Origin of the sequence: Streptomyces sp. NBC_01431, assembly GCF_036231355.1 — a bacterium.
Taxonomy (GTDB): domain Bacteria; phylum Actinomycetota; class Actinomycetes; order Streptomycetales; family Streptomycetaceae; genus Streptomyces.
In genome coordinates, this window is record NZ_CP109496.1 from 5,738,886 (window position 1) to 5,751,317 (window position 12,432).

A 12,432-nucleotide genomic window follows, 5' to 3' on the forward strand; every position below is an offset into this window, starting at 1 on the left:
TTTTCGCACTTCCTGACGAACAACACGAGACCACTCGCTTCACACCAAAGGGTGGTGGTCGGGCGATTCTGCTGTGCGGGGGGATACGGGTATGCAGGAACGTTTTATGTAAGGCCAGGCATACCTAAGCCATTTCTTGGCCGCCCGGTGCGGCACGTCCCGGCGTCCGCCTCCCTGCCGAGGAGCGGCCGGTGCCTGCCCGTCGCGGCGGAGCGTCCGGCGGCCGACCGGCGGGGCGTGCGGCGCAGGTAACCTGTGTCCGTGCCCCGTCTGTCTGAAGTCATCGCCGCGCTCGACGCCCTCTGGCCGCCCGAGCGGGCCGAGGGATGGGATGCCGTCGGCACCGTCTGCGGCGACCCCGACGCCGAGGTGCGGCGGGTCCTGTTCGCCGTCGACCCCGTACAGGAGATCGCCGACGAAGCCCTGAAGCTGGGCGCCGACCTGATCGTCACCCACCACCCGCTCTATCTGCGCGGCACCACCACGGTCGCCGCCGGCCACTTCAAGGGCCGCGTCGTGCACACCCTGATCAAGCACGACATCGCCCTGCACGTCGCCCACACCAACGCCGACACCGCCGACCCGGGCGTGAGCGACGCCCTCGCCGGCGCCCTGGACGTACGCGTCGTACGCCCCCTCGTGCCCGACCCCACCGACCCCTCGGGGCGCCGGGGGCTGGGCCGCGTCTGCGAGCTGGACCCCCCGAAGACGCTCGGCGAGTTCGCCGCCCGCGCCGCCGCGGCCCTGCCCGCCACCGCGCAGGGCATCCGCGTGGCGGGCGACCTCGCGGCGACGATCCGCACGGTCGCCGTCAGCGGCGGCTCCGGCGACGGTCTCTTCGACGCCGTACGGGCCTCGGGAGCCGACGCCTTCCTCACCGCCGACCTGCGCCACCACCCGGTGTCGGAGGCCGTGCAGCACTCACCGCTGGGTCTGGTGGACGCCGCGCACTGGGCCACCGAATGGCCCTGGTGCGAGCAGGCCGCCGCCCAGCTCGACGAGATTTCCGACCGTCACGGCTGGGACCTCAGGGTTCACGTCTCGAAGACGATCACCGACCCGTGGTCCGCCCACCACACTTCCCCTTCTATTGATGGAGCCCCCAACTGAACGCCGCGCCCGCCGACCAGATCCGCCTCCTCGACGTACAGGCGCTGGACGTACGCCTGTCGCAGCTCGCCCACAAGCGGACTTCGCTGCCCGAGCACGCCGAGATCGAATCCCTCACCAAGGACCTCACCCAGCTGCGCGACCTGCTCGTCGCCGCGCAGACCGAGGAGAGCGACACCGCCCGGGAGCAGACCAAGGCCGAGCAGGACGTGGACCAGGTGCGCCAGCGCGCCGTCCGTGACCAGCAGCGCCTCGACTCGGGCGCGGTGTCCTCGCCCAAGGACCTGGAGAGCCTCCAGCGCGAGATCGTTTCGCTCGCCAAGCGCCAGGGCGATCTGGAGGACGTCGTCCTCGAAGTGATGGAGCGCCGCGAGTCCGCGCAGGAGCGGGCCGCCGAACTGACCGAGCGGGTCTCCTCCGTCCAGGCCAAGGTCGACGACGCGACCGCCCGCCGCGACGCCGCCCTCGCCGGGCTCGACGCCGAGATCGCCTCGGCGACCAAGGAGCGCGAGGTCGTCGCCGGTTCCGTACCGGCCGACCTGCTCAAGCTCTACGACAAGCTGCGCGGCCAGCAGGGCGGTGTCGGCGCGGCCCGTCTCTACCAGCGCCGCTGCGAGGGCTGCCGACTGGAGCTCAACATCACTGAGGTGAACGAGGTCAAGGCGGCCGCTCCGGACGCCGTGCTGCGCTGCGAGAACTGCCGTCGCATCCTGGTGCGCACCTCGGAATCGGGTCTGTAAGTGCCTTCCGTGCCTTCCGCGGGGCGCCAGTTCGTCGTCGAGGCCGACGGCGGCTCCCGGGGCAACCCGGGTCCCGCCGGGTACGGTGCGGTCGTCCTCGACCCGGCGACGGGCGAGACGCTCGCCGAGGCGGCCGAGTTCATCGGCGTCGCGACGAACAACGTCGCCGAGTACAAGGGGCTGATCGCGGGCCTGCGTGCCGCGAGGGAACTCGACCCGGCGGCCTCTGTGCGGGTCCGCATGGACTCCAAGCTGGTGGTCGAGCAGATGTCGGGACGCTGGCGGATCAAGCACCCCGACATGAAGCCGCTCGCGGAGCAGGCGGCGCGGATCCTGCCGTCCGCGCAGGTGTCGTACGAGTGGATCCCGCGCGAGCGCAACAAGCACGCGGACCGGCTGGCCAACGAGGCGATGGACGCGGGCAAGCGGGGGCGGCGCTGGGAGCCCTCGGCTTCGATGGCGGAACTGGCGCGGTCCGGTCGTTCGGGGTCCGGTCCGCTCGGGGCCGAATCGGCGGCCGGGGACACGGACATGGGCGCGGCCCGGGTCGTCGGGGATGCGGCCGCGGGCGCGGCCAGGGCGCGGGCGGCGCTGGCGGGGGCCACGGCAGCCACCTCAACTCCCGTACGGGGCAAGGCTGTTGCTTCCCCCACGCCGAGCGTCGGCTGGGGGTCGGCGCCAGATCTGGGTGCCCCCACCACGCTCCTCCTGCTACGGCACGGCGAGACGGCCCTCACCCCCGAGAAGCGGTTCTCCGGCAGCGGCGGAACCGACCCCGAGCTGTCGGCCGTCGGGCGCGGCCAGGCCGAACGGGCCGCGGCCGCGCTGGCCGGGCGGGGCACCGTCCAGGCGATCGTCTCGTCCCCGCTGCGGCGGTGCCGCGAGACGGCGGCCGTGGTGGCGGCCCGCCTCGGACTCGACGTCCGTATCGAAGAAGGCCTGCGCGAAACGGACTTCGGGGCGTGGGAGGGGCTGACCTTCGCCGAGGTGCGCGAGCGGTACCCCGATGACCTCGACGCATGGCTGGCCTCGGCGAAGTCCGCCCCGACGGGGGGCGGCGAGAGCTTCGCGACGGTGGCCCGCCGGGTCGCGGCGGCTCGGGACCGGCTGATCGCCGGGTACCCCGGGCGCACGGTGCTCGCGGTCACCCACGTCACCCCGATCAAAACGCTGGTCAGGCTGGCCCTGGGCGCGCCCCCCGAGTCGCTGTTCCGCATGGAACTGTCGGCGGCGGCGCTGTCGGAAGTGGCGTATTACGGGGACGGGAACGCGTCTGTTCGGGGGCTGAACGACACGGGTCATCTGGGCTGAGGGGTCTGAGGGAGGCCGCCTTCCCGCTCGCCCCTCCGTCCGTTCCGGGGGGCGAGCCCCGGGAGCGGCCGGTGTCAGGGTCGCAAGCGTGCGGCCTCGTGTGCCAGGGCCCGCACCCGGGGCCAGTCGCCGGAGGCGATCGCGTCGGGCGGGAGCATCCAAGTGCCGCCCACGCAGCCCACGTTCGGCAGCGCCAGGTAGGAGGGGGCAGCCGCCGGGGTGATGCCGCCGGTGGGGCAGAAGCGGGCCTGCGGGAGAGGGGCCGCGAGGGACTTCAGGTAGGGCGTGCCGCCGGCGGCCTCCGCCGGGAAGAACTTCATCTCCCGCACGCCCTGTTCGAGCAGCGCCACGACCTCCGAGGCGGTCGAGACCCCGGGCAGGAACGGCATCCCGGCCGCCGTCATCGCCGCGAGCAGCGCCGGGGACCACCCGGGGCTCACCAGGAAGCGGGCCCCGGCGGCCACCGCGTCGGCCACTGCGGCGGGGGTGATGACCGTGCCCGCGCCCACCACCGCGTCCGGGACCTCTGCCGCGATGGCCCTGATCGCGTCCAGCGCGGCCGGCGTCCGCAGGGTTACCTCGATCGCCGGCAGCCCGCCCGCGACCAGCGCCCGCGCGAGCGGCACCGCGTCCGCGGCTTTGTCGATCACCACGACGGGGAGGACGGGGGCGAGGTCCAGGACCGAGATGGGCAGGGGGGAGGGGGCCGGGGGAGGCGTCATGCGCCCATCCTGCCGACGGGGTGCGGTACATGCAACGATCGTTGCGTATGTTGCAACGCGATGCTGTCCACATGGACCTGGCGGGTCAGTGGATCTGGGTCACCACCACGTCCAGCGACCAGGCGCGGCCCGGCTTGGCGGGGGGCGCGGCCTCCACGACGTAGCCGAGGTCGCGCAGGGCCTCCACGAGTCCGGCCGGGTCGGCCGGGGCGGCTCCGGTGGTGAGCAGATCGCGTACCAGCCGCCCCTTCGTCGCCTTGTTGAAGTGGCTGACGACCGAACGCTTCTCCACCCCGTCGACCAGCTGGGAATGCAGCACCCGCACCGTGGCCGTGCGGCCCGCGACCGCGCCCTTCGGCTTCCAGGCGGCGGCGTACGCGGAGGACCGCAGGTCGAGCACGAGGCCCTCGCCCGCGGCCTGTGTCATGACCGGCTCCATCACGCTCCGCCAGTACGCCCCGAGCGCACCCAGACCGGGCAGCTTCACGCCCATCGAGCAGCGGTAGGAGGGAATCCGGTCACCGGTGTGCACGGCGCCCCACAGCCCCGAGAACACCAGCAGTGACCGCGCGGCGCGGCGCTTGGCGGCGGGGTCGAGGGAGGCGAGTTCGAGGGCGTCGTACAGGACGCCGGTGTAGATCTCGCCGGCCGGACGGGTGCCGGCGGTGCGCAGCGCGGCATTCTTGGCGACCTCGCCGCGCAGGCCCTCGCTGAGGCCGAGTACTTCGCGGGCCTTGTCCTCGTCGGCCATGCAGAGCTCGACGAGTTCGTCGAGCACGGCCGCGCGTGCCTCCGCGAGCCCCGGGAGCGAGAGCGAATCCGCCTTCAGGGGCGCCCCGCGCCCCGAAGCGGCCTTGCCTTCGGAGGGCGGCAACAGCACCAGCACGGCGATTCTCCTTCATGTACGTACGGGGGAGGGGGTGCGGCCCCCGCGCCAGCGTAACGCTGCGCTCGGCTTGACCCGGCCAGGCCTTCCCAGCACCGGGCAGCCGCCCGGCACCGCTCGGGGCTCCGCCCCGAACCCGGCTCCTCAAACGCCGGAGGGGCTGGATTTTTGCCGACCAGCGCCTCAAGCGTTCCCGGAGCACGCTCCGCGGACGACGACGGGGGTCTGGGGGCGCAGCCCCAGGGGCTTTGGGGGCGCACCGTCCAACGCCGTCGAAGGGGTGGGCGGGCGGGAAAACGTGCTCAGCACCCTGCTCAGCCCTACGCTCAGTGGCATGCCCCGCCGCCACCTCCACGTGACCGGCGCAGCAGAGGCCCCGCTGCGCGCCGCTCTGCGTGCACTGCGTACGACGCTGGACGTCCCCGACGGCTTCCCGGCCGCCGTCACCGCCGAGGCGGAGCGGGTGGCCGCCGCGCCACGCCTGCCCGCGTACGACGCGACCGGCATCGACTTCTTCACCATCGATCCACCCACCTCCACCGACCTCGACCAGGCCATGTACCTGGAGCGCCGGGCGGGCGGCGGCCACCGGGTGCACTACGCCATCGCCGACGTCGCCGCGTTCGTCACCCCGGGCGGCGCGCTGGACGCCGAGGCCCACCGCCGGGTGACCACCCTCTACTTCCCCGACGAGAAGGTCCCGCTGCATCCCGCCCTCCTCTCCGAGGGCGCCGCGAGCCTGCTCCCCGGCCAGGACCGCCCCGCCCTGCTGTGGCGGATCGACCTGGACGCGGACGGCGCGATCACCGCCACCGACGTCCGCCGCGCCCTCGTCCGCAGCCGCGCCAAGCTCGACTACGAAGGGGTGCAGAAGCAGATCGACGCGGGCACCGCGCCCGAATCCCTCGCTCTCCTTCGCGACATCGGCACCCTGCGCGAGCAGCAGGAGGTCGCCCGCGGCGGCATCTCCCTCAACGTCCCCGAGCAGGAGATCGTCGAGCACGATCAGCGCTACGACCTCAGCTACCGAGCCCCGCTGGCCGCCGACGGCTGGAACGCCCAGATCTCCCTGCTCACCGGCATGGCCGCCGCCGAGCTGATGCTGGCCCACGGGACCGGCATCCTGCGCACCCTGCCCAGCGCCCCGGACGGCGCGGTGGCGCGGCTGCGCCGCTCGGCGAAGGCGCTGCACATCGACTGGCCGCACCACGTGCCGTACGCCTCGGTCGTACGCTCCCTCGATCCACGCGAGCCGAACCACGCCGCCTTCCTCCAGGAATGCACGACCTTGCTGCGCGGCGCCGGGTACACCGTGTTCCGCGGCGGCGCGGCGCCGCAGCTCGCCGTCCACGCCGCGGTGGCCGCCGCGTACACGCACTGCACGGCCCCGCTGCGCCGCCTCGTGGACCGCTACGCGGGCGAGCTGTGCCTGGCGGCGGTGGCGGGCCAGGACCCGCCCGACTGGGTGGCGGCCGCGCTCGACGAGCTCCCCAAGGAGATGGCCCAGGGCACGAGCCGGGCCAACACCGTGGAGCGCGAATGCGTCGACATCGTGGAGGCGGCGCTGCTCAAGGACCGGGTGGGCGAGCTGTTCGACGCGACCGTCGTGGACGTGAAGGAGCAGGAACCGGCCGTGGGAACCGTCCACTTGACGGACCCGGCCGTGGCCGCCCGCATCGAAGGGGGCGACCGGCCGCTCCCGCTCGGTGAGCGCCTGAGGGTCCGCCTCACCCAGGCCGACCCGGGCACCGCGAAGGTGCTGTTCGCCCCCGCCTGAGTGCTCCGCGCTAGGCGACCACCGCCCGCAGCGCCGTCACCAGCTCCCCGGCCTCGTCCGCGTGGAAGCGCACGATCCGCACCTGCTGCCGCTTGCCCAGAAGCCGTACGTGGGTGACGGGCTCGGCCAGCTCCACCGTCAGGGAGGTCTGCGAGCCGACCGACAGGTCGAGGACCTCCTCCGGCGTCGCCTTCCCGTCCGGGAAGCGCAGTTCCTTGCGTACGGAGGTGATGTGGGCCAGCGGGATCGTCAGGTCCACCTGGGCGCCGCGGCGCAGGCGCAGGGTGTCCTCGCTCAGCACGTGCGGCCGGGTCACGGCGGCGGCCTGCATGCCGAGCACGAGGAGGACCGTATAGAGGTCGAAGACGAGCAGCACCGCGTGCACGGTGGGCCAGTCGCGCACCATGAACGACACCCCGACGGTTTCGACCACGCACACGAAGGTGAGCCCGTACACGGTGGCGGCCTGCGGGCCGGCGTACCCGAACGCCCGGTCCGCCGACCGCACTTGATGGCGCCGCCGGGTGATCCACAGCCCGAAGCCCGCGAACACCCGCAGCTCGTGCACGGCCAGTCGGCGCAGCGCGGCCGGTATGAAGCCCAGTCTCATTCCCCTGTCCGTCCCTTCTCCGTGACTCTCCGCATCGCCTGTCGCAGCGCCTCGGCCTGAGCGGGCGCGAAGTCGGCGAAGAAAGCCTTCATGAATCCGCTGTCGGCCTCCGCCGCGGGGCCCGCGCCCTCGCCGAGCTCCATCGCCAGCTCGGGCGGAAGGCAGTCGGCGAGCGCCCGCGCCGCCGCCTCCACGCGGGGGTCGGCCGGATCGGCGTCCGCCAGTCCGTCAAGGAGCGCGTACACCTCGTGCGCCCGCTCGGCGGCCCCCGGGGCGGCGGCCGCGGCGCGCATGGCGGTCATCAGCCGGGCCCGCTCCCCGGGGCCCGCGACGGTCTCCAGGAAGGCGAGCAGCTCCCGGTCCTTGGCAGCCATCGCCGAACCGGTCTCCCGCACGCCCCACTGGGCGAAGAGGTCGGCCAGTTCGGGGGAGAGCTCGTCGTCGGTCGTGAGCCTGCCGTCGTCGGCTCGGGCGAGCAGGGCGGCGAGCTGGGCCCTGCGGGCACGGATCTCCGCCTCCTGGCGTGCCAGGTCCGCGTCCAACTCGGCCAGCACTTCGGCCAGTTCGCGCCCGGCGTCGTCGGCGATCACGTCCCGCACCTCGTCGAGGCCGAGCCCCAGTTCGGTCAGCCGCCGGATGCGGGCGAGCTCAATGGCGTCGCGCGCCGAGTACTGCCGGTAGCCGTTCGCCAGCCGGGCGGGTTCCGGCAGCAGCCCGAGGTGGTGGTAGTGCCTGACGGCCCGCGTGGTCACCCCCACCAGCGCGGCGATCTCCGAGATCCGCATGCCCTCAGTAGAAACCCTGACGCTACGGCAAGGTCAACCCGCTCCGGGACGCGCCGCCGCCGGTCCGCGGGCGCGGTGCCGCGACCTCGTGGGAGGTGCCGTCCCGGGGCCGCGGGTGCCGCCGATGCCGGGGCCTCGTGGCCTCCGTACGCCGGGTAGCATGGTCGACACGGCAGACGAGCCGGGCGGACGGCCGCGTGGAGATCCTCAGGATCTTCCCGAGGAACGTCCGGGCTCCACAAGGCAGGGTGGTGGGTAACGCCCACCCGGGGTGACCCGCGGGACAGTGCCACAGAAAACAGACCGCCAGGGATCTCGGTCCCTGGTAAGGGTGAAACGGTGGTGTAAGAGACCACCAGCGCCTGAGGTGACTCAGGTGGCTAGGTAAACCCCACCCGGAGCAAGGTCAAGAGGAGCCGCGGTAAAACGCGGCTCTGCGCGGACGTTCGAGGGCAGCCTGCCCGAGTCCGCGGGTAGACCGCACGAGGCCGGCGGCAACGCCGGTCCTAGATGGATGGCCGTCGCCCCGACGACCGCGAGGTCCCGGGGCACAGAACCCGGCGTACAGCCCGACTCGTCTGCCCCTAGGTTTCTGACCTGGGGGTTCTCTCCGTATTCCTTGATCGGAATTCCTTGATCCGAATCGCTGTTTCTTGGTCCGGATCGCTTGGTCCGGATCGTTGGTGGGGAGATTTCGGGGAGCCCCCCGGCCGTTCGCGCGCGCCCGGAGATGGGCCCCGTACGCCGCTGGTTCGGCGGCGTACGGGGCCCTTGGCCTTGAGGTCTCTTGGGGGCTCTTGCGGTCTACTTCCAGGTGTCGTTCACCGTGGCGGCGTAGCGGTCGTTGTTGGTCAGCGGGGTCAGACCGAGCGCGTTGTCGACGGTGCGCAGCAGGCCGTACTGGTCGGTGCGCTGGCTGGACTGGTAGCCGGTCTTCACCGAGTTCTGAGAGCCCACCAGGATGGTGGGTACGCGGTTGGGGTAGCCGGGGCCGAACGCCTTGGTCGCTCCTTCGTCCCAGGTGAGGACGAGCAGGGAGCGCTGCTGGGTCCAGGCCGGCGAGTTGAAGATGGTCGGCAGCGTCGCCTTCAGGTAGTTGTCACCCGCGGTGATCCCGCAGCCCTCCATGTCGTTGCAGCCGTCCGCGGCGAACCACACGAAGTTGGGTGTGCCGGCAGTGGACTTGAGGTCTTCGACCATGCTGGTCTGCGGCTGGAAGTGCGCCTGGCAGTAGGCGTTGTCCGTCTTCATGTCCTTGAAGTAGTAGAACGGCGTGTCGTCCGGCGAGTAGTTGCCGCTGCTCTGGGTGTAGCAGTTGCTCGGCATGTTCTGGACGTAGGACTTCCAGGTCTTGCCCGCGGCCTCGACGCTGTTGCCCAGGTGGGGTGCGTCGATCGTCGTGGTGCCGACGGAGTTGTCGGTCAGCCCGTACAGGCCGCCCGCGGCCAGCGCCACGTAGTTCGGGTCGCTGGGGTGGGTCGTGGCGTACGACTGCGAGAGCACCGAGTTCGCGCTCGCGAGGCTGTTGATGTACGGCGCCTGCGAGGTGTTGCCGATGATGTTCTCGTAGTTCTCGTTCTCCATGTAGACGACGAAGACGTGGTCGTACCCGGGCACGGAGGACGGCGGTGCGGTGAGAGCGGGGGTCGGCACGGCGGCCGACAGAGTGAGGGAGAGGTCGTCGGCGTAGCCGTCGGTGGTGCTGCCCGCGGACCACGTGAAGGCGAGCGCGACCTTGATGGAGCGGGTACCGACGGGCAGGGTGCCGGTGCCGGTCTTCTGGAGGAACTCCGTGGTGTTGCCGCGGTTGGTGTTGGTCACCGGGCCGAGAGCGGTGCTGCCGAGGGTGTTGCCGCCGCTGTCGAGGAAGGTGCCGCTCAGCGCGACGCGGTCGTTCTGTGAGGCGTAACCGCCGAGCCAGCCCGACAGGTTGTAGCCGACGCCGCCCGCGTCGATCGCCGAGGCGGCCGACGAGACGTCGACGCTCTGGCTCAGCGCGGAATTGCCGGTCGCTCCGCCGGCGAAGAACGCCTTGCCCCGGGTGGGCGATCCGGGGGTGGCGGTGGTGGGGTAGCCGCCGGCGGCTCCGTAACAGACCGCGTTGGGCTCGCCGCCGGTGATGGTCCAGCCGGGCATGGTCATGCCGTCGAGCCCGTTGGGCGAACAGATGGCGGCCGACTCGCCGCCCGGGTCGACCAGCAGATTGCCGCTGGCGGCCGGAGCGGCGGTCGTGCGGTTCAGGGCCGAGGGCGCGGAGGCCTGGTCGGCGTACGCCGGTGCGGTGACCGTGGCGAAGCCCGCCACGCTGAGCAGCACGGCCGACAGAACAAGGACCCGGCCACGACGAAGCCTCGGTCTCGGGGTACGCAGATGCATTGCTCTCTCCTGACGCGATGGGGGGAGGCGCTGTCCGAGCAATTGGGCTAGCCCAAACAAGGTAAGGGTGGTCGCGGTGAACGGCCCCCAATGAACGGGGAGTTGCTCGGCAGGCGACGAGCAGGCGAACGGCGGCTCCCGGCGCGCTTCGACTAGGCTCGGACGGGTGAAAGAAGCGGTCGGCCTGCCCAAGTACTTCCAGGTGAAGATGCGGGTCACGGCCCTGCTCGGCGGGCTGGGCCAAGGCACGGTCCTGCCCACCGAGCGAGAACTCGCGGAACGGTTCGCCGTCTCGCGCACCACCGTTCGGCTGGCCATCAGGGAACTGCGCCTCGAAGGACGGGTGGAACGACGCGGACGCTCCACCGTCGTCGCCGGACCCAAACTGGTGCAGCCACTCCAACTGGCCAGCTACACCGAGGGAGTTCGCCAACAGGGCCTCGAACCGGGCCGCCAGGTCGTGGCCTTCGAGGAGGTACCGGCTGACGATCTGGTGGCCACCGGGCTCGCCATCGGGTCCGGCTCCGCCGTTCTGCGCCTGGAGCGGCTGCTGCTCGCGGACGGCGTTCGGGTCGGCCTGGAATGCACCCACCTGCCGGTGGACCGGTTCCCCACCCTGCTCGCCGAGTTCGACCCCGCCACCTCCCTCTACCGCTACCTGGCCGCGACCGGCGTGCTGCTCGCCGAGGCCGACGAACGCATCGAGACGGTGCTGGCGTCCCCGCGCGAGACGCGGCTGATCGGCACGAGCCCCGCGCTGCCGATGCTGCTCATGAACCGCGTCACCAAGGACGCGCACGGCACGCCTGTCGAGTGCGTACGCTCGCTCTTCCGCGGCGACCGGTTCAGCTTCACGGCCCGCCTTACGCCGTGAGTCGCGACCGGTTCGGTTTCGTGGCGGCCCTTGCGTCCTGGGCGGTGACCGGTTCGGTTTCGTGGTGGGCCTTGCGTCCTGGGCGGTGACCGGTTCGGTTTCGTGGTGGGCCTTGCGTCCTGGGCGGTGACCGGTTCGGTTTCGTGGTGGGCCTTGCGCCCTGAGCCACGACTGGCTCGGTTTCATGGGCGGGCCTTACGCCCCGGGTCGCGCCGGGGCGCCTCGCTGCCCGGCTCTGGGCATGAGCCACCTGCCGCATCACCGTACGCAACCATGCGGTCATCGTCCGTGTGGCGGAAAGCCGACGGCGGTCGTAGCGTGATCTGCGGTACTGAGGCGGAAGCCCGCGCCGCCCGTCGCGGCGGGGCACCCTCTCAAGTGCCGCACAGTCGGACTCGGGGAACACGAGGTGATAAGCCGTGCCCTCACTGCACTTTCCCGTGATGCTGGCGCTCGCAGCGGGCGCCTTCTTCCTCTGCCGCAAAGGCGGCACCAAGCTCTCCCACGCGCTCATCTGCGCCGGGTTCGGTTTCTATCTCGCCGATACGGCGGTCGCCCCCTCGCTGCACAGCGCGCTCAACTCCGTCACCGGCATGCTCGGGCAGCTTGGCTGAGCACGCCGGGGGCGCCCGGCGCCCCGTCCGGTGGCTCCTCCTGGGCGGCTGCCTGGTCGCCGTACGGACGGGCTGCGCGGACCGGGAGGGGCTGCACCGCGACGGCGCGGCGACGAGAGTGGGCCGCGGGGCTGTGCCACAGTGCGGCGCCGCCGTCCGCGGCCGACGGACGCCACGTCCCGCGCAGCGCTCAGTCGCTGCTGAGCGAACGCGCGGCCACCCCCTTCAGATGCGCGTCGAAGACACGGGCCGCATCCGGGGTGAGGGTGGTCAGGGCGACCATCGCGGTGACGATGACGTCGCACAGTTCGGACTGGACGTCCTGCCAGCTGTGCGAGACGCCCTTGCGGGGGTTCTGGCCGGTGGCGCCGATGACGGCCTCGGCGACCTCGCCCACCTCCTCCGACAGCTTCAGCATCCGCAGCAGCGTCTGCTGCTCGGGTGACACCGGGCTCTGCTCGGTGAGCCAGGCGTGCAGGGCGGTGACGGTGGGCCAGGGGGAGTTCCAGGTGGAGTCGTCCATGTGCCCCACGGTGTCATCACCCGGCCCCGCACGGGTGGCGAGGGCCGCCGGGCTGCGGTGTCGTGGGGGGAATCGTTCCGTACGACACCTCCGGACTGATCGGG

At 72.1% G+C, this 12,432-nt stretch carries 12 protein-coding genes and 1 other RNA gene; 7 read left to right on the forward strand and 6 right to left on the reverse strand.

What is annotated here, in order from left to right:
• Positions 1-261: 261 nt before the first annotated feature.
• Genes OG522_RS26220 through OG522_RS26230 form a run of 3 tightly spaced genes read left to right on the forward strand, consistent with a single transcriptional unit; the run spans position 262 to position 3,161 of the window.
• Positions 262-1,110 (forward strand): Nif3-like dinuclear metal center hexameric protein, encoded by an 849-nt coding sequence (locus OG522_RS26220; RefSeq protein ID WP_329465452.1) that lies wholly within the window; start codon positions 262-264, stop codon positions 1,108-1,110.
• Positions 1,107-1,850 (forward strand): zinc ribbon domain-containing protein, encoded by a 744-nt coding sequence (locus OG522_RS26225; RefSeq protein WP_329467743.1) that lies wholly within the window; start codon positions 1,107-1,109, stop codon positions 1,848-1,850. The genes OG522_RS26220 and OG522_RS26225 overlap by 4 nt, the downstream gene beginning before the upstream one ends.
• Positions 1,851-3,161 (forward strand): bifunctional RNase H/acid phosphatase, encoded by a 1,311-nt coding sequence (locus OG522_RS26230; protein WP_329465453.1) that lies wholly within the window; start codon positions 1,851-1,853, stop codon positions 3,159-3,161. It begins immediately after the preceding gene.
• Between the two features lie 74 nt (positions 3,162-3,235).
• Here the strand turns inward: OG522_RS26230 and eda are convergent, their stop codons facing one another.
• Together eda and yaaA are read right to left on the reverse strand one after the other, a co-directional pair.
• Positions 3,236-3,883 (reverse strand): bifunctional 4-hydroxy-2-oxoglutarate aldolase/2-dehydro-3-deoxy-phosphogluconate aldolase, encoded by a 648-nt coding sequence (gene eda, locus OG522_RS26235; RefSeq protein WP_329465454.1) that lies wholly within the window; start codon positions 3,881-3,883, stop codon positions 3,236-3,238.
• An 85-nt stretch (positions 3,884-3,968) separates the two neighbouring features.
• On the reverse strand, positions 3,969-4,769 hold the full coding sequence (gene yaaA / locus OG522_RS26240; RefSeq protein WP_329465455.1) for a peroxide stress protein YaaA: 801 nt from the start codon (positions 4,767-4,769) through the stop codon (positions 3,969-3,971).
• Between the two features lie 334 nt (positions 4,770-5,103).
• Here yaaA and OG522_RS26245 point away from each other — a divergent pair, with 334 nt between their 5' ends.
• Positions 5,104-6,546: an RNB domain-containing ribonuclease gene (locus tag OG522_RS26245; protein ID WP_329465456.1), complete on the forward strand. Its 1,443-nt coding sequence runs from the start codon at positions 5,104-5,106 to the stop codon at positions 6,544-6,546.
• A 10-nt stretch (positions 6,547-6,556) separates the two neighbouring features.
• On the opposite strand, the gene OG522_RS26250 is transcribed toward OG522_RS26245, so the two are convergent.
• Together OG522_RS26250 and OG522_RS26255 are read right to left on the reverse strand one after the other, a co-directional pair.
• On the reverse strand, positions 6,557-7,156 hold the full coding sequence (locus OG522_RS26250) for a hypothetical protein (protein WP_329465457.1): 600 nt from the start codon (positions 7,154-7,156) through the stop codon (positions 6,557-6,559).
• Entirely contained in the window at positions 7,153-7,941 is a 789-nt protein-coding gene (locus tag OG522_RS26255; protein ID WP_329465458.1) for a MerR family transcriptional regulator, read from the reverse strand. The genes OG522_RS26250 and OG522_RS26255 overlap by 4 nt, the downstream gene beginning before the upstream one ends.
• A 177-nt stretch (positions 7,942-8,118) precedes the next feature.
• Here OG522_RS26255 and rnpB point away from each other — a divergent pair.
• Positions 8,119-8,522, forward strand: an RNA gene (gene rnpB, locus OG522_RS26260) — RNase P RNA component class A.
• A gap of 223 nt (positions 8,523-8,745) precedes the next feature.
• On the opposite strand, the gene OG522_RS26265 is transcribed toward rnpB, so the two are convergent.
• Positions 8,746-10,257: an alkaline phosphatase family protein gene (locus OG522_RS26265; protein WP_329465459.1), complete on the reverse strand. Its 1,512-nt coding sequence runs from the start codon at positions 10,255-10,257 to the stop codon at positions 8,746-8,748.
• Between the two features lie 226 nt (positions 10,258-10,483).
• On the opposite strand from OG522_RS26265, the gene OG522_RS26270 reads away from it, so the two are divergent.
• Together OG522_RS26270 and OG522_RS26275 are read left to right on the forward strand one after the other, a co-directional pair.
• Entirely contained in the window at positions 10,484-11,191 is a 708-nt protein-coding gene (locus OG522_RS26270) for a GntR family transcriptional regulator (protein WP_329465460.1), read from the forward strand.
• A gap of 419 nt (positions 11,192-11,610) precedes the next feature.
• Entirely contained in the window at positions 11,611-11,805 is a 195-nt protein-coding gene (locus OG522_RS26275; protein WP_329467898.1) for a hypothetical protein, read from the forward strand.
• Positions 11,806-11,995: 190 nt separating this feature from the next.
• Here OG522_RS26275 and OG522_RS26280 read toward each other — a convergent pair whose 3' ends face one another.
• The gene (locus tag OG522_RS26280; protein ID WP_329465461.1) at positions 11,996-12,328 is read right to left on the reverse strand and encodes a MazG-like family protein; all 333 of its coding nucleotides are present in this window, start codon (positions 12,326-12,328) and stop codon (positions 11,996-11,998) included.
• Between the last annotated feature and the right edge of the window lie 104 nt (positions 12,329-12,432).